Raw genomic sequence first — 16,140 nt, 5'->3', positions numbered from 1 at the left:
TGTGTCCACCTACTCTTTATGTTCTAGACGTTCTTTTGTATATTCTGTTCTCAGCTTAGTCGAAATCGTTCGGTTGTGGTTTTGCAGGACGGTGTCTCCGATATTTTTAAAAGGCACAATTCCCTGAACCGAATTGGTCATCCACGCCTCATCAGCTGAGAGCAAGTGTGAAAGTGGATATCTTCCTTCTATTAGTGAGATCCCCGAAGCTCGCAGCTTTTCGATACAATATCGACGGGTAACCCCGTTTAAAATGCCGGTATCAAGTGAAGGTGTATAGATCACATCTTTTTTTCGCCAAAATAGATTTGACGTAATTCCTTCTGCCACATCGTCTTCTTTTGTTAAAAAGATCCCTTCTATCGACGGATCGTTCCCTACTTCTCTTTTCGCCAGCAGGTTGTTCATGTAATGATGCGACTTGAGCCGTCTTGGACCTTCCGGTGTGTTTCTTCTTGTATCAAGAATGATTCCCTGTTTTTCATCTACTATTGATTCTGGCCGGAATGGGGAGATCATCACAAAAACAACAGGCTCCTCATAAGGGTCTGCAGAAAATCCATTGCCTCTGCCCGCAGAAACATTGAAGCGGATCCTCGCATGACCGCCCGTTATTTGGTTTTGATTGAATAATGTATGAATGATGTCGAGTACAAATGGTTTCTCTATTGTGGATTCGATGCAAAGGTCACGCAATGATTGATTGAGCCTTTCAAGATGCCAGTCTAACAAGAAGACTTGTCCTGCTAGAGAGGTAAATGTTTCAAATACACCGATGCCATATAGAAAACCATGATCAAAAGGAGAAAGAGTCGCGTCTTTCTCCTCTATATACTGACCGTTCAGGTAAATGATCATGCGTTTACTTCATTCCCCTTTTTACGATAGGTTTCAATGAAATTTCTGAGCATTTCTTTACCGAAAGACGTCATAATCGATTCTGGATGGAATTGAACACTTTCAATCGGAAGTTCTTTATGGCGAATGGCCATGAGTTCGCCTTCCTTTGTTCTCGCTGTTCTGACAAAGCACTCCGGCAGCGTCTCGTCTTTAACAATTAATGAATGATATCTCGTGGCGACGAGCGGATTTTGTAGTCCCGTGAAGACACCTTTGCCGTCATGTTCAATCTCTGATGTTTTCCCATGCATTAACCGCTCCGCACGAATGACATCTCCACCAAATACTTGTGCAATGGATTGATGACCTAAACAGACACCAAAGATCGGAATCTTCCCAGCAAAATGTTTGATCGCTTCCATACTAATTCCTGCTTCATCCGGACTGCAAGGTCCTGGAGAAATCATCAGAAAGTCTGGCTTGAGCTCTTCGATTTCTTGAATAGTGACTTGATCGTTTCGTTTTACAATCAGTTCTTCCCCAAGCTCACCTAAATACTGGACCAGGTTGTACGTAAATGAATCGTAATTATCAATCATTAATATCATACTCTGCTCACCTCTAACTCAAAATAGTCTCTTCTTTGCTCAACTGTAATGCTTTTTTCACTGCATAGGCTTTTTTAATCGATTCTTTGTATTCGTGCTTTGGTACAGAATCGATGACAATGCCTGCACCTGACTGCATGAAGGCTCTGCCCCCTGTACAATAAGCCGTACGAATGACGATATTAAAATGCATATCTTGATTGAATCCAAACCAGCCTATAGATCCAGTATAAAGCCCACGTCTTGTTGGCTCAAGTTCTTCTATGATTTCCATTGTTCTCACTTTTGGCGCACCTGTAATCGTTCCGCCTGGGAATACAGCTCTCATGACATCTACTGCATCACAATCATCACGCAGCTCCCCTTGGACATTTGATACAATGTGCATCACGTGTGAATATTTCTCAATGGCCATAAATTCGTTCACCTTGACTGAGCCATAAGTAGACACTCGTCCAAGATCATTCCGCTCAAGATCAACAAGCATCACATGTTCTGCGCGTTCTTTTTCATCTTCAATGAGTTCTTTTGCCAGCGCTTGATCTTCTGCATCATCCTTGCCTCTTGATCTTGTGCCAGCGATCGGTCTTGTTTCGAGCTGAATGCCTTTTTTCTTAATAAGCAGTTCTGGAGATCCACAGACAATTTGGAAATCTGGCGTGTGCAGATATGACATATATGGAGATGGATTCACGTGACGTAATGTTTTGTATAAATGATATGGGTGGGTATGAAGCTGTTCATCTTGTCTAATGGATAGGTTCACTTGGAACACATCACCGTTCGCAATATATTGTTTAATCGTTTCTACAGCTTCCCCGAAAGCTTCTTCAGTAAAAGGTGCAGCAGGTACACATTCCGAAGAAGACACGTTGACAGTTGAATGTGCTGATTCTTCTGATGTGCTTGTCCAGCTTTGCTTTAATTCTTCGAGTCTTTGATGAACTTCACTGACAGGTTCGTCTCCTTCTGTATGAGTCATCAGCCAGAGGACGTCTTCTTTATGATCAAAGACAGCGACATCATTGAATACGAGGAAATACAAATCAGGCGTCTTCAAATCATCGATGGACAGCATTTTAAAATGCTCGATATATCTCGCATAATCATAGCTTAAAAATCCAATCGCTCCACCTTGAAAGTCAGGATATTCGTCGTTCGTTTCGGTTTGAAGGGTTTGAAACCAATCAGCAAATGCCCTGAAAGGATCTCCCTCTTTGAACAACACCTCATTCTGATAATGGATGGTGGTCATCCCGTCCTTCCCTTTCGCTTTAGCGATCGGATGAATGCCGGCAATACTGTAATCTCCGCCACGTGCACTTTCAAGAAGGACGTGATGTGATTCATGAGCCGTTAATTGTTCGTAGCGTTTCAAGAATGCATCTTTCGTAAAAGGAATTTTGATGCCCATCGGCCTACGTTGTGTCATGTAATCATCCTTTTTTATTTTCATTAATCTTATTGTAATGCAATCCATTTTAATTAGAAAATAGTATTTGCTTTCCATCTTCAGAATTCATGAAAAAACCCCAGCAAATGCTGGGGTGTATTGTTTAATCAAATTGATAAAGCGGCGTACTAAGGTAACGTTCACCGTTACTTGGAATAATCGCTAGAACCTTTTTCCCTTTACCAAGCTTCTTCGCTGTTTGAAGCGCTGCATAAATTGCTGCTCCTGAAGATATACCACCAAGGATTCCTTCTTCTTTCGCTGCCTTTCTTGCAAGTTCAAATGCATCTTCGTTTTTCACTTGGATAATGCCGTCATATACTTCTGTGTTCAAGATAGATGGAACAAACCCTGCTCCGATGCCTTGAATTTTATGCGGACCTGGTTTCCCGCCTGATAGTACAGGAGAATCTGTTGGTTCTACCGCATAGAGCTGAATAGATGGGATGGCTTCTTTCAGGACTTCACCAGCACCTGTAATCGTACCGCCAGTACCAACTCCTGCAATAAATGCATCAAGGTCGCCGTCGAATTGTTCAAGAATCTCTTTCCCTGTTGTGCGGCGGTGAATCTCAGCATTGGCTTCATTGCTGAACTGCTGAGGCATGAAGTATCCGTGCTCTTCTGCTAATTCTTCTGCTTTTTTGATGGCACCTTTCATTCCTTCTGCACCCGGTGTTAATACAAGTTCTGCACCGTAAGCCCGTAAAAGGTTGCGGCGCTCCTGACTCATTGTATCCGGCATAACTAAAATCGCATTGATTCCTTTTGCAGCCGCGACCATCGCAAGACCGATTCCTGTGTTTCCGCTTGTTGGCTCAATGAGTGTGTCACCAGCTTTTAATGTACCTTTTGCTTCAGCATCTTCGATCATCGCTAACGCAATACGATCTTTTACACTGCTGCCTGGGTTCATATATTCAAGTTTCAAGTAGACATCCGCACTGTCTTCATCTACTAAACGGTTTAATTTAACGACTGGTGTATTTCCTATTAGTTCAAAAACTGAATTTGCAATACGAGCCATCACTAACACCTCTATCTCCGAGTAATTTTATTGTATTAATATTAAATTATCAATTTCGAAAAATTTTGTCAATGCTTTTAGTCCTGCTCTCCATCGTAAAACCATGTGACTTTTGCTTCTTTCCACAGGGTTTTGACATTCGCCTTTTCACCCAGATCTTCCATGGCGATCTGCCTTTTGATCTGATCTTTGACTTCTTCATAAGAGAAGGAGCGGCCATTTAATTTTTCTTTTAATTGTATGATGGCATAACCGTTTTTGATCTCGATCGGCTCTTTCGTCCATTCATCTGGCTGAAGCTTTTGGGCTTCTTGTATGTATAGGGCTGGGATGCTTTCTTGTTCTTCTGTGACAAATCCAAGATCTCCGCCGTAAGGAGAGGTATATCGGTCGATGGATCGTTCCGCTGCTACAGCTTCGAAACTAGATCCGCCCTTTAAATCTTTTAATACACTTTGTGCCTCGTCTTTTGTTTTCACAACAATGTGGCGAATTCGGTATGAGTCATCATATTGATACAAGTCTTTGTTTTTTTCATAAAAGGATTTGGCTTCTTTTTCAGAAACGACCGCATCTCTCGTTAGAAGCTGTTCCAATAAAATTTGATAACGAATCTGCTCTTTCCATTCCTTTTCACTTGTATGACCGTCTTCGTAGAAATTATTAGATACCGCTTTCAGCATCAGCAGCTCACGATTGATCTCTTTTGAAGATACCTCCAGCTTGTTTTCTTTCGCAAGCTGATTGACTACCTTCTGATTGATCATTTGTTCAAGTGTTGCCTTTCCGTAGCGGTCTTCCATTTTCTTTAACCATTCTTGACGTGTGACTTTCTCTTTCCCAATAGAAGCAATTTCTTCACCGCTCTTCCCATTTGAAGAAGCCTGCGACATTTGTGACTTTGTTAATACATATGCAATGACAATGGCATTAATCATGAGCAGAACGAGGATAAATGTCCATACCACTCTTGCTTTCAGTCTCATCTTTCGTCTCCTTTCCATTCTAAAAAGAAAACCCGCTGCTTAGAGCTTAGCGGGTTATTTCTTCACGTAGCTCTTCTAGCTCTTCTTTTGTAAATACATACGTTTCGTTACAAAAATGGCATTGAGCTTCTGCTTGTCCGTCTTGTTCAATCATATCCTCAATTTCGGCTTTCCCTAGGCTGATGATGCCATTCGCAAACCGTTCTTTTGAGCAGTTACAAGAAAATTCGACAGGTACAGTTTCTAAAATTTGAGGTTTTTCACCGAGCACTTCTTCTAAAATTTCTTCAGGAGTCATCCCTTTTTCAATCAGTTTAGAGATCGGTTCAATGGTTGATAATCTCTTTTCGAGTCTTTCGATGACTGCATCTTCTGTTCCAGGCAGCAATTGAATGATGAAACCGCCTGCTGCAAGGATCGAGTTATCTGGATTGACAAGAACACCTACACCTACAGAGGATGGCACTTGTTCAGAAGAGACGAGGTAATAAGTAAAGTCATCTCCAATTTCACCTGAGACAATTTCCGTTTGCCCTGTAAAGTGGTCTTTCAGTCCGATATCTTTGACAACACTTAACGTTCCAGATGTTCCAACAGCACGTCTAACGTCCAGCTTCCCATGTTCATTTAAATCAAAGTGAACTTGTGGGTTTGAGACATATCCGCGCACCTGACCTTTTGCATTTCCATCCGCAATGATGGCTCCGATCGGCCCACCGCCTTCAATTTTGACAGTTAATTTATTCTCGCCTTTCAGCATGGCTCCCATCATGACAGTTGCTGTCATGGTTCTGCCGATTGCAGCTGAAGCAGTTGGCCACGTATGGTGTCTTCTCTGCGCTTCGTTGATTGTATCTGTTGTGTTCGCAGCATACGCACGGACTTTCCCGTCATATGCTAACGCTTTAACTAAATAATCCATTTTGATTAAACCCTCCTATAATACACCGACACGATTGCGCTCATAAATTAATTGGAGTCCTTTTAATGTGAGGAACGGATCGACAATATCAATACAGTCTGATTCATTTCCAATCAATGTAGACAAACCGCCTGTTGCAATGACTTTCGGTGTTTGTTTGGCTTGCTGCTTCATCCGTTTCACTATTCCCTCGACTTGACCAACATATCCATACAGGATACCTGATTGCATCGCACTAATCGTGTTTTTCCCTACGATATGATCCGGACGAACAATTTCAATCCTTGGCAACTTAGCCGCTCTTGTATATAAAGCCTCTGTTGAGATGGTAATACCCGGTGCAATTGCGCCACCCATGTATTGTTTTTGTTCATTGATATAGCAGTAGGTTGTGGCTGTTCCAAAGTCTACCACAATGAGAGGTGCCCCATACAGGTGAATGGCCGCCACTGCGTTCACAATTCGATCAGCGCCGACTTCCTTTGGATTGTCACACATAATGTTTAATCCAGTCTTCATGCCAGGCCCAACGATTTGAGGAGTAATGTGAAAATACTTTTCGCACATTCTTTCCAGAGCAAACATCATTGGCGGGACAACAGAAGAAATGATAATCCCTTCTATCTGGTCAAACATTAGCCCTACATAGTCAAATAAGGATCGGATTGCCATACCAAATTCATCTTCTGTTTTATGACGGCTTGTTTCAATCCGCCAATGGTAGTTCAAATCGCCATTATGATAAACACCTAAAACGGTATTTGTGTTTCCTACATCTATCACGAGTAACAACTTCATCACCACTTTGAATAGTGTCTCAAAAAGAGCATTTTTCGACTTTCTATCATACCATACACGAATTGAGTTCCATTTGTAAACAATTCGAAACCGATCCATTCATGAATCGAAATAAAAAAAGCTGCCGGTGAGCCCGACAGCTTTTTATAGAAAGAGATTAGATCTCCTCATCTTCTTCTTTTTTCTTGATGTTCACTTTCACATCATCGTTTTTCTCTTCGTCATCTGCGTATACACGCTCTGGAAGCTTTCCAGTTTCGTAAAGAGATTTAATTTGTTCAGCATCTAATGTTTCCACTTCTAGAAGAGCTTGTGCGATGATTTCTAGCTTATCTTTATTCTCAGTGAGAATTTGTTTCGCACGTTCGTAGCTTTCTTTGATGAAGCGCTGAACTTCTTGGTCAATTTCGTAAGCGATCGCTTCACTATAATTCGGCTCATTGTTGAAATCACGGCCAAGGAATACTTGACCTCCTTGTGATTGACCGAATTGAAGTGGACCAAGTTTATCAGACATACCGAACTCTGTGACCATTCTTCTTGCAATGCCTGTTGCACGCTGGAAGTCGTTGTGAGCGCCTGTACTTACTTCACCAAACGTAATTTCCTCTGCAACACGACCGCCAAGCAAGCCGACGATTTTATCAAGAAGCTCTGGCTTCGTTTGGAAATAACGGTCTTCTCTTGGAAGCATGACCGCATATCCGCCTGCCTGACCACGAGGAACGATCGTTACTTTATGCACCATGTCTGCTTCGTCAAGGATAAGCCCAATGACGGTATGACCTGCTTCATGGTACGCCACGATATTGCGTTCTTTCTTCGAAATGACACGGCTTTTCTTAGCCGGTCCAGCAATGACACGGTCAGTTGCTTCGTCGATATCACGCATATCAATTTTCTTTTTGTTTTGACGGGCAGCAACAAGCGCTGCTTCGTTTAGTAAGTTCTCAAGATCTGCCCCAGAGAAACCTGGTGTTCTGCTTGCAATGGCTTTCAAGTTGACTGTATCATCAAGCGGTTTGTTTTTCGCATGAACCTTCAATACTTCTTCACGGCCAATGACATCTGGGCGGTCAACCGTAATTTGACGGTCAAAACGTCCCGGACGCAGCAATGCAGGATCTAGGATATCTGCACGGTTCGTTGCAGCAATGATGATAATCCCTTCGTTGGCACTAAAACCATCCATTTCAACAAGAAGCTGGTTAAGCGTTTGTTCACGCTCATCATGACCACCGCCAAGACCTGCTCCACGCTGACGACCCACTGCATCAATCTCATCAATAAAGATTAAGCAAGGTGCATTCTTTTTCGCATTTTCAAACAAATCACGTACACGTGATGCACCGACACCGACGAACATCTCGACGAAGTCAGAACCACTGATGCTGAAGAAAGGAACGCCTGCTTCTCCTGCAGATGCTCTCGCAAGCAATGTTTTACCTGTACCTGGAGGTCCTACTAGTAAAACCCCTTTAGGGATTCTTGCGCCAAGCTCCGCAAATTTACGTGGATCTTTTAAGAATTCAACCACTTCTACGAGCTCTTGTTTTTCTTCATCCGCACCGGCAACATCTTTAAATTTCACACGTTTCTTCTCTTCTGTGTAAAGCTTCGCCTTACTCTTACCAAAGTTCATGACACGGCTTCCACCGCCTTGAGCTTGGTTCAATAAGAAGAAGAACAGGATAAAGATGATGATGAATGGAATGATGGTTGTCAGAACTTGCAGCCATCCATTTGTTTCAGGTGCTGGTTCTACTTTTACATCTGTATTCTTCAGTGCACTGTAAATTTGGTCAACTCCTTGACCGTCTGGAACGTGGGTAATGAAGTATTCATCTTTCTTCGCGCCATCTAATTGACCACGAATTTCATAAACCCCTCTTACAGGCTGGATGGAGATACTCTCCACTTTTCCCGCACTTAGATTTTGCGAAAATTTGCTGTAAGACATGTTCTCAGGCTTTTGATTAGGGGATCCTAACCAACTGACAACCCCTATCACAAGTAATAAAATAAGTATATAAAAAATCGTATTACGAAAAACCCGATTCATTCCTTACCTCCTCCCACAGTAAGCACAACTATGTTCAATAGTATCATAGAAAATCATTCCAATACAACCAATAACCTCATGTAAACGTGTGCTCATTAGCCTTCGTAAACAGATGGTTTTAACACTCCAATATACGGGAGGTTTCGGTAACGTTCGGCAAAATCCAATCCATAGCCAACAACAAATGCATCTGGTACTTCAAACCCAACATAATCTGCTTTGATGTCTGCTTTGCGGCCGCTTGGTTTATCAAGCAATGTCACAATTTTAATGGAGTTTGCTTTACGGTATCGGAAAAGCTCTACCAGATAACTCAAAGTTAACCCACTGTCGATGATATCTTCCATAATTAGAATATCTCTTCCTTCAACAGAAGTATCTAGATCTTTGATGATCTTCACTTCTCCAGAAGATACGGTAGACTTTCCGTAGCTAGATACATCCATAAAATCAAGCTCTAAATATGTATCAATGTGTTTGATCAGGTCTGCCATGAATGGAAGAGCCCCTTTCAAAACACCAATAGCCAGGGGAAATTTACCATCATAATCGCTGGTTAATGTTGCACCCAGTTCCTTCACTTTTAGCTGGATCTCTTCTTCTGAGATCAAAATCTTTTCAATATCTTGTTTCATGCTTTTGCTTGCCCCCTACAAATTTTCGTGCTGTCTATATTGTAATACAATGAGATCGCTGTTTGTCATATCAATTTCTTCAAAAACGGATTTTTTCAGACCTGGGATCCAGATGATTTGATGATCCGAGTCAGTGACGATCGGCCAGCTGTCTCTTTCTGCAAGAGGCACTTTTTTATCAATAAATATATCTTTCACCTTTTTTGATCCATTCATCCCTTTAAGTTTGATTCGATCACCGTTTTTTCGTGAGCGAATGATCAAAGGAAGACGAACACGATCTTTTTGAAGCAAGAAAAAATGGTTTCCGTTCCGTGCATCCTTCGGAACATGATTTGATACCAAGATAGACTGTCCATTCGGGAGAAAAAGTTCCTCGCCAAGCTCACCTTTTAAATGATGAGTATATGACTGATCTATGACAAGCGATCGTTCAAAGGTAAACATACAGTGATCATAAGATTTGACAGCTTGTAAACCTTTTGGCAAATCTAATGATCCAGACGGTTGATCAGTATGAGATAACCAGTCCAAAGTCCCTAGAATATGCTGGTTTGAAAACGCTGATTGAGTGTTTTCATAAAGATAGTTTAATATTAGTTGAATGCCTCTTCTTTGTAAAGGCAAAGGCAGGTCAAGCAAAGGCTTCGTTTTGATCTCAATTTTCTTAGGCGTTTGATTCGTAATGACTTGATGCATTTGATCCTTTGTTAATGCCTGCAAGTACTGCTCATCCTCAGTCAGCATGTCACTTACAAACTGAAAGCTTTCATGCACATGAGGTGCCTCTTCTTTTAACACGGGAAGAACGTGTCTTCTGATCCGGTTTCTCAAGTAGTCATCGGTGTGATTGCTTTGATCAATGACATAAGGAACTTGTTCTTTTTCGCAAGCAGTGAGTACATCATCCTTAGAATATCCAATCAGCGGACGAATCAGCCACCCTTCTTGAAAAGGGCGCTTTGCTTGCATACCTGCAAGTCCTATTCCAACAGTCCCCCTTGTCAGCCTCATCACCATTGTTTCTACTTGATCGTCTCCATGATGTGCAAGCGCTATAAATTGAGCGTTGTACTGTTCCATCAATTGACGAAAGAAAGCATATCTGCACTCTCTTGCAGCTGCCTGTTTGTTTAAGCGGTTTTCTTTTGCATATTGGGTGACCTGTATACGAGCCGATTCAAAAAGGATCTCATGCTCTTTACAGTACGCTTCAACAAATGCCAAATCAGCAAAGGATTCTTCTCCTCTGAACATGTGATCTACATGGGCTGCAATCAGCTGAAAGGAACCTTTTCGACGTTTGTTTAGTTCATGCAGCAAGAGCATAGAATCTGGTCCGCCAGAAACCCCGACAATGACTGTCGTATTTTCAAGGAAAACATCATGTTTTTTCAAAAAAGATTCAATTCTATTCACAACTTCCTCCTCACAAAGAGCAGGTAATTTAAAGATATACATATCCTATCACTTTCATTAGCTCCAAGCAAAGAAGAAGCCTGCTTTTTTACAGCTCTATAATAGGAATAAAACCACATAGGCACAGTAAAGAGCGAGCACACTGCATAAGATGAGAATGGTTTCAAAAAGCCCGCCTGATTTTTTGCGTACTGATGTTCTTTTCGCAGCAGCAACTCTTGATCGTGAAGGTGCGACCTGTTGATGTTGGGGAACAGCTGGCTTTTGCCTATTTTGCTGTGATAGCTTCTTTTGTCGTGATTTTCTTGAAGCAAGCAATTGTCCTTCTTTCAGCATCGCGCTTTTCATGTCTGCCGCTGATTGATATTTGCCTTGGAGAGCCGCTTTTAACACCCTCTCATATCGCTTTAATAAAGGATGTCCTTCAATCGCTCGATAAAGCTGCTTTTCTGGTTCTGCCCCTTTTTTAAATTCTTTTTTATAGGCACAGTTCACCATGACCATACTTAAGGCAAATAGATCATAAGAAGGTTCTGCTTTTCTTGTACCGAAGCCCCAGTAGCCGCGGTCAAAAAACTCGGTGTATTCCTTAATCGCCCTTCCTGCCTTCGTTGTTCCTCCAACATCAATACATCGAATCGTAGCTGGGGGGCCTGAAACGATGAGATTATCAGGCTTCAAGTCCCCGAAGATCCAGCCTTCCTTATGTAAGTGAGCAAGGTTAGACAAAAGTTGAATCATGAGAACGACGATCCATTCATCGCCTTTTTGTTTGACAAATTCAAGTAGCAATGGTCCTCTGACATACTCCATGACATAAAACGACCGTTTCTCTGACATACCAGGATAAAGAGCATCATCCATATCATAAAAAGAAGGCCCCATGGTTTTCACAGGAGCCTTTGAAAAGGATTTTAATACATTGACTTCAGATGCAATGAGCATACTGTCATCACTCAATTTAAGGGCCACTTGCCCCTTTGGCGATTCGGCCAGATAGACCACGCCGTTCGCCCCTTTTCCCAGCTCTTTTACAATGCGGTAATGTTGGTGATGCCATTTTCCTTTTATCATTGTACCTAATGGGATGTTAGAAGCCGAATTCATCATGTTCTTCCTTCGCTTCAAGCAGCCCTTTTCGTGAACGAACTGATTTGAAATGCTGGAGTGCTTCTCGAATTGCTGGTCCTGTCGGTGTAATTCCTCCTGTTGTCAGCTTCGGGAAAATCGATGATAACGAATCGAACCGTGGCGTCCAGTTCAACACAATTTCTGCATCTGAGTTTTTCCCGGGAAATACACACATCCCAAACTGATTTTCACCAATTCTCGAATTTAGACTAATAGAGAGATCGATGAGTGCTTCTTTGACCGTTGGCAGCTTCGGTTTCATACTTGCACTCGTATCCACAAGCACAAGCACTTGAAGATGAACCGTCTCACCAAGCTCGTCCACAACCTCCATCACTTCTCCACGCTTATCAGGGGGAAGTTCTTCAATTTCAGTATCTTTGCCAAGAATTTGCTGCAATTCTTTATTCACAACACCTTGTAACGTTTGCGTCATCGCCTTTTTTGTAACCATTTGTACGGTTTGAGACAATTGCTGAACGTAGACAACCTGATGAATGCCTCCGCCTGCTAGAGCAATCCCCTCTACTTCTTTCATCGCTTCATGATCGTGTCTGTTCTCTTCCATAATGCCAATGACATTGACTGTGATCCCTTGCTCCTTTGCCAATGCGGCAATCGCAAGTGGGTCTTCCCCATGATTTGAGCAGCCATCTGTAATCAGTAAGATTTGGTTTACGTGACCTTTTCGCATCTTCATTCCTCCTGGGATTGTAACTGAATGCTTATATCCCCATCATCGCCAGAAGAAATTCATATTATACGATATTTCAAGAAATCTCTTGTTTCTGAAGATAGAATGTACCTGTCGGAATGGATGCCCATTTTGGTGTATTGTGGTCGAGCCTAATGACGACAACCGTCATATCGTCATCGATTTGACCTGCTCTTGTGCGAATGACCTCCTCCATTAATAAATCAGCAATCTCTTGCGGATCTTCTGTTTTAAAGCTCTTCATTTTTCGTTTGACCCACAAATCATGATTTTCGATATGCTTTGGTCCTTCAAAGATCCCGTCGCTCATCATGATAAGGAGATCTCCTGCCTTCATCTGTTCACTCACCACTTCTACTTCAAATTCATCAATAATGCCAATAGGCAAGTTGCTGGCCTGTACCTTCATCACTTGATCACCACGTTTAATAAAACTTGGGGTGGAGCCAATCTTGAGGAATTTACAGCTCGCATCCTGTAAATCAATAATGGATAAGTCTAATGTAGAGTAGACTTCATCCGTTGTCCGTAGAGATAAAATGCTATTAATCGTTTTAATCGCTACTTTTTCATCAATACCAGACGCCAAGATTTTTTCTAACAGCTTGATCGTTTCATTGCTTTCAAAATGGGCTCTTGCTCCATTTCCCATCCCATCACTAATAGCTGCGGCATATTTACCTGCACCCAGCTCCATCATGCTGTAGCTGTCTCCAGATACTAATCCTCCACCTTTCGCTGCATGTGCTACACCTGTAGACACTCGATACGATTTTGCAGAACCGAATACAACATGACAATAACCTGTTGGATGCTCCGCACACTGCTCTGCTTTGACTAAAACTTGTTCTTCTAAAATATCCGAGAGCATTGGAGCGATGATTTTTTCGCATTCCCCATGACCTTGGCAATAGGGAATTCTCATCTCTATATCAACATTTCCCTGTTCTAAGCTATAAATTTCAACTTGCTGAATTTCAATTCCAAAGTTCTGAAGTGCTTCTATCATCTGCTCTTCCTGAATAAAATGCTGCTCTCTTTCTCGTTTTATTTCCCGGGAAAAATCCTCCATGACTTGTGAGACACCCATAAGTTGTTCGGCCACAAGGCGCCTGCTGTCTTGGACCTTTTTCTTTAAGGTCTGATTTGCTTTATAGTAAGCTATCTCCTCTTCAATCAATTCTTCTACATGCTTTGATTTTGAGCAGTGCTGACTGAATTTCTTTTTCAACTTCCGGTTATGCTCGTACGTTTTTTCATCAGATTCATGCATAACTTGTTTCATGAGTTCATAGGTTGTATCAAAGTTCTGCACCCAGCATTTATTTTTCTTATAGCACGTTTGACAGGAACGTTCTGTGATCGTACTTAAAAAAAGATCTACATCCTCTTCCTGCTTCTTCTCCTCAGGAATGGATTCGTAAAATGTCGCAAAACTCTCAGACAGCGCATGAAATACATTAGAGAATTGATCTACCTTTTTTGCTGTCACGTCTCGTACTTTTCTGGCATATTGCTGCTGTTCCTGTACATGCTCTACCGTACCAGGAATATATTTTGCCACCTTGGACGTTACTGACTGTGGCGTGAGCAAAAACAGTGCAACTGCGATGAGTGATTCATATAGCGTTGTCATTAGCCCTGCTGACCCTTCACCGTAGAGGGAGATTAGTAAAGAACCCACAATCAAGCCTATGGCGGCTCCTGCTTTTTTCCCCTCTTTTAGTAATCCGCCTAATAAGCCCGAAAAGGCAAGCAGACTCATCTGATAAAGGTTGCCGATGTTGGCGAGACCAAGAATTAATCCAGTTACAACACCCACTGTACAACCAATACTCGCTCCTCCAATAAAGGCAAAGCTCAGCACTACATATCGTGACAAAATATGCTCTGCCTGCATTCCTTGAAATGTGATCCCAGCCAGACCTGTTAAAACTGAAGCGATTAATATCATAAAGCAAATAATTTCTTCAACCTTTAAGGAGTGTTTGATTTTCCTGACTGTAAAAATCGGCAAACTTTGAAGAAAAATCAGTGTCAAAATGAAGGCAAGTCCAGCTTCAACCCCTGCCATCACATAGTCATAGCTTTGAACCGCACCCTGCTCGAGGTATACAAAAGCTCCCCTGGTCATCAGCATTGAGAGCACAATCACAACCGGTAATGTTTTCACTGGGTCTTTGATGATAAATGAAACGACCTTTGACATGAGGAGGAACACGATCAATGACGCAAATACGAATAATGCATTTTGAGGTGATATCGTCATCGCTCCAGCGAGTAAAGCAAGACAAGCAAGCATCGCTTTATCCCTTTTAATGAGCAGCATGGACCCAAAGAAAGGCAATGCAAACGGCATAATTTCAGATAAGATAAAGGCTCGTCCCAATAAAAAGCCCAGAACAACATAAATAAACCCTTTATAGAAAAAAAGAGAATGCGTATGATGAAGAAACAGGTTTTTCATCTTTTTTAACCCTGCACTGATTCTTTCAAACCCGGCTCCCGTTAAATCAGTTCTTCTTTCTAGTTTTTCCATCTTTTCATCCCCCACCTGATATTCGTTGCTTGTCATTATAGCGAAGGTGAAAAAGAAATTTTGTCAAAAGAAGTTGTCGTTTCCATAAAACGTTCGACGCTTTATTTGCCAAAAAGGCATACTTTCTTGAAAGTCGATGTCTTTCATCAGAATTTTACGAAAGCACAAAAAAACAGCTTTCTTATAGAAAGCTGTTTTGAAGATGACCCGTACGGGATTCGAACCCGTGTTACCGCCGTGAAAGGGCGGTGTCTTAACCGCTTGACCAACGGGCCTTGCTTATTGTTCTTTTTAAAAGGATAGCGGCGGAGGGGATCGAACCCCCGACCTCACGGGTATGAACCGTACGCTCTAGCCAGCTGAGCTACACCGCCATAATGTAAAATGCGCTAAGAAGCACAAGAACTATAATACAAAGGATTCGCTTGTCCGTCAATAGAAAGTTTTAAATTAAATGGCAAATGCACAAAAAACGTTGAATTTGTATTAAAAAAAGCACCCGCTAAACAGCAGATGCTTTGTTGTGAAAAATATATAGAAAGCAGCAACAAGTTAACCTCTTCTTGCTCCGCGCCCCCCACGTTTTGATTCCGTGTTACGTTTTAAAGATGTTAAGCGATCTTCGCTATCTTTTAAGAATTTGTTCATTTTTTGCTCAAACGATTCCTTCGGACGGAAATCATTTCTGCTCGGTCTTGATTGTTGTTGTTGAGGACGATCTTTTGCTTTTTTAATGGACAAGCCGATTTTACCGTCTTTTTCAACGTTAATCACTTTCACTTCAACTTGTTCACCGACTTTTAAATGCTCATTAATATCTTTTACATAGTTATCGGCTACCTCACTGATATGAACGAGACCAGTTGAACCGCCTGGCAACTCCACAAAAGCTCCAAAATTTGTAATGCCCGTAACTTTCCCTTGTAACTTGCTGCCAACTTCAATCGACATAAAAAAAGTGCTCCTCCTTAGACTTATAAAAAAATCTCATTTGTTCAATTATAC

Annotated in this window: 14 protein-coding genes and 2 tRNA genes; all 16 read right to left on the bottom strand. The window is 41.8% G+C overall.

Annotated features, from left to right (window positions below):
* Nucleotides 1–9 precede the first annotated feature (9 nt).
* Nucleotides 10–858, bottom strand: a complete 849-nt coding sequence (pabC, locus tag ABG082_RS00460; RefSeq protein WP_317328444.1) for an aminodeoxychorismate lyase — start codon at nucleotides 856–858, stop codon at nucleotides 10–12.
* The gene (pabA, locus tag ABG082_RS00455) at nucleotides 855–1,448 is read right to left on the bottom strand and encodes an aminodeoxychorismate/anthranilate synthase component II (RefSeq protein ID WP_007496162.1); all 594 of its coding nucleotides are present in this window, start codon (nucleotides 1,446–1,448) and stop codon (nucleotides 855–857) included. The genes pabC and pabA overlap by 4 nt, the downstream gene beginning before the upstream one ends.
* Before the next feature lie 13 nt (nucleotides 1,449–1,461).
* On the bottom strand, nucleotides 1,462–2,880 hold the full coding sequence (locus ABG082_RS00450; RefSeq protein WP_317328442.1) for an anthranilate synthase component I family protein: 1,419 nt from the start codon (nucleotides 2,878–2,880) through the stop codon (nucleotides 1,462–1,464).
* A 124-nt stretch (nucleotides 2,881–3,004) separates the two neighbouring features.
* A complete protein-coding gene (cysK, locus tag ABG082_RS00445; RefSeq protein ID WP_008341814.1) occupies nucleotides 3,005–3,928 on the bottom strand; it encodes a cysteine synthase A in 924 nt (307 codons plus the stop codon).
* A 77-nt stretch (nucleotides 3,929–4,005) separates the two neighbouring features.
* On the bottom strand, nucleotides 4,006–4,908 hold the full coding sequence (locus ABG082_RS00440) for a peptidyl-prolyl cis-trans isomerase (protein WP_234922861.1): 903 nt from the start codon (nucleotides 4,906–4,908) through the stop codon (nucleotides 4,006–4,008).
* Between the two features lie 52 nt (nucleotides 4,909–4,960).
* Nucleotides 4,961–5,836, bottom strand: coding sequence for an Hsp33 family molecular chaperone HslO (gene hslO, locus ABG082_RS00435; RefSeq protein WP_007496169.1), 876 nt, complete (start codon nucleotides 5,834–5,836; stop codon nucleotides 4,961–4,963).
* Between the two features lie 15 nt (nucleotides 5,837–5,851).
* Complete coding sequence (locus ABG082_RS00430) at nucleotides 5,852–6,628, bottom strand: type III pantothenate kinase (protein WP_008341820.1); 777 nt, start codon at nucleotides 6,626–6,628, stop codon at nucleotides 5,852–5,854.
* A gap of 163 nt (nucleotides 6,629–6,791) precedes the next feature.
* Nucleotides 6,792–8,696: an ATP-dependent zinc metalloprotease FtsH gene (gene ftsH, locus ABG082_RS00425; RefSeq protein WP_008341822.1), complete on the bottom strand. Its 1,905-nt coding sequence runs from the start codon at nucleotides 8,694–8,696 to the stop codon at nucleotides 6,792–6,794.
* Nucleotides 8,697–8,791: 95 nt separating this feature from the next.
* Nucleotides 8,792–9,331, bottom strand: a complete 540-nt coding sequence (gene hpt / locus ABG082_RS00420) for a hypoxanthine phosphoribosyltransferase (protein ID WP_007496175.1) — start codon at nucleotides 9,329–9,331, stop codon at nucleotides 8,792–8,794.
* 15 nt (nucleotides 9,332–9,346) lie between these two features.
* On the bottom strand, nucleotides 9,347–10,750 hold the full coding sequence (gene tilS, locus ABG082_RS00415) for a tRNA lysidine(34) synthetase TilS (RefSeq protein ID WP_348936423.1): 1,404 nt from the start codon (nucleotides 10,748–10,750) through the stop codon (nucleotides 9,347–9,349).
* Nucleotides 10,751–10,846: 96 nt separating this feature from the next.
* Complete coding sequence (locus tag ABG082_RS00410; protein WP_342494439.1) at nucleotides 10,847–11,857, bottom strand: protein kinase family protein; 1,011 nt, start codon at nucleotides 11,855–11,857, stop codon at nucleotides 10,847–10,849.
* Entirely contained in the window at nucleotides 11,841–12,575 is a 735-nt protein-coding gene (locus ABG082_RS00405) for a VWA domain-containing protein (protein ID WP_008341829.1), read from the bottom strand. The genes ABG082_RS00410 and ABG082_RS00405 overlap by 17 nt, the downstream gene beginning before the upstream one ends.
* A 76-nt stretch (nucleotides 12,576–12,651) precedes the next feature.
* A complete protein-coding gene (gene spoIIE, locus ABG082_RS00400; protein WP_024719363.1) occupies nucleotides 12,652–15,135 on the bottom strand; it encodes a stage II sporulation protein E in 2,484 nt (827 codons plus the stop codon).
* A 203-nt stretch (nucleotides 15,136–15,338) separates the two neighbouring features.
* Nucleotides 15,339–15,410, bottom strand: a tRNA-Glu gene (locus ABG082_RS00395).
* A 25-nt stretch (nucleotides 15,411–15,435) separates the two neighbouring features.
* Nucleotides 15,436–15,509: transfer RNA gene (locus ABG082_RS00390), tRNA-Met, on the bottom strand.
* Between the two features lie 178 nt (nucleotides 15,510–15,687).
* Nucleotides 15,688–16,086 (bottom strand): S1 domain-containing RNA-binding protein, encoded by a 399-nt coding sequence (locus ABG082_RS00385; protein WP_003217901.1) that lies wholly within the window; start codon nucleotides 16,084–16,086, stop codon nucleotides 15,688–15,690.
* Nucleotides 16,087–16,140: the final 54 nt, after the last annotated feature.

Source organism: Bacillus sp. BS1807G30, assembly GCF_040047675.1.
In the GTDB taxonomy this organism is placed as follows: domain Bacteria; phylum Bacillota; class Bacilli; order Bacillales; family Bacillaceae; genus Bacillus; species Bacillus altitudinis.
Note: the sequence above shows the minus strand (reverse complement) of the source record. Positions and strands in the feature narration are given on the sequence as shown.

Coding starts and splice junctions, on each gene's coding strand:
- pabC (WP_317328444.1), bottom strand. CDS start 858: ATGATCATTTACCTGAACGGTCAGTATATAGAGGAGAAAGACGCGACT.
- pabA (WP_007496162.1), bottom strand. CDS start 1,448: ATGATATTAATGATTGATAATTACGATTCATTTACGTACAACCTGGTC.
- ABG082_RS00450 (WP_317328442.1), bottom strand. CDS start 2,880: ATGACACAACGTAGGCCGATGGGCATCAAAATTCCTTTTACGAAAGAT.
- cysK (WP_008341814.1), bottom strand. CDS start 3,928: ATGGCTCGTATTGCAAATTCAGTTTTTGAACTAATAGGAAATACACCA.
- hslO (WP_007496169.1), bottom strand. CDS start 5,836: ATGGATTATTTAGTTAAAGCGTTAGCATATGACGGGAAAGTCCGTGCG.
- ftsH (WP_008341822.1), bottom strand. CDS start 8,696: ATGAATCGGGTTTTTCGTAATACGATTTTTTATATACTTATTTTATTA.
- hpt (WP_007496175.1), bottom strand. CDS start 9,331: ATGAAACAAGATATTGAAAAGATTTTGATCTCAGAAGAAGAGATCCAG.
- ABG082_RS00410 (WP_342494439.1), bottom strand. CDS start 11,857: ATGAATTCGGCTTCTAACATCCCATTAGGTACAATGATAAAAGGAAAA.
- ABG082_RS00405 (WP_008341829.1), bottom strand. CDS start 12,575: ATGCGAAAAGGTCACGTAAACCAAATCTTACTGATTACAGATGGCTGC.
- spoIIE (WP_024719363.1), bottom strand. CDS start 15,135: ATGGAAAAACTAGAAAGAAGAACTGATTTAACGGGAGCCGGGTTTGAA.
- ABG082_RS00385 (WP_003217901.1), bottom strand. CDS start 16,086: ATGTCGATTGAAGTTGGCAGCAAGTTACAAGGGAAAGTTACGGGCATT.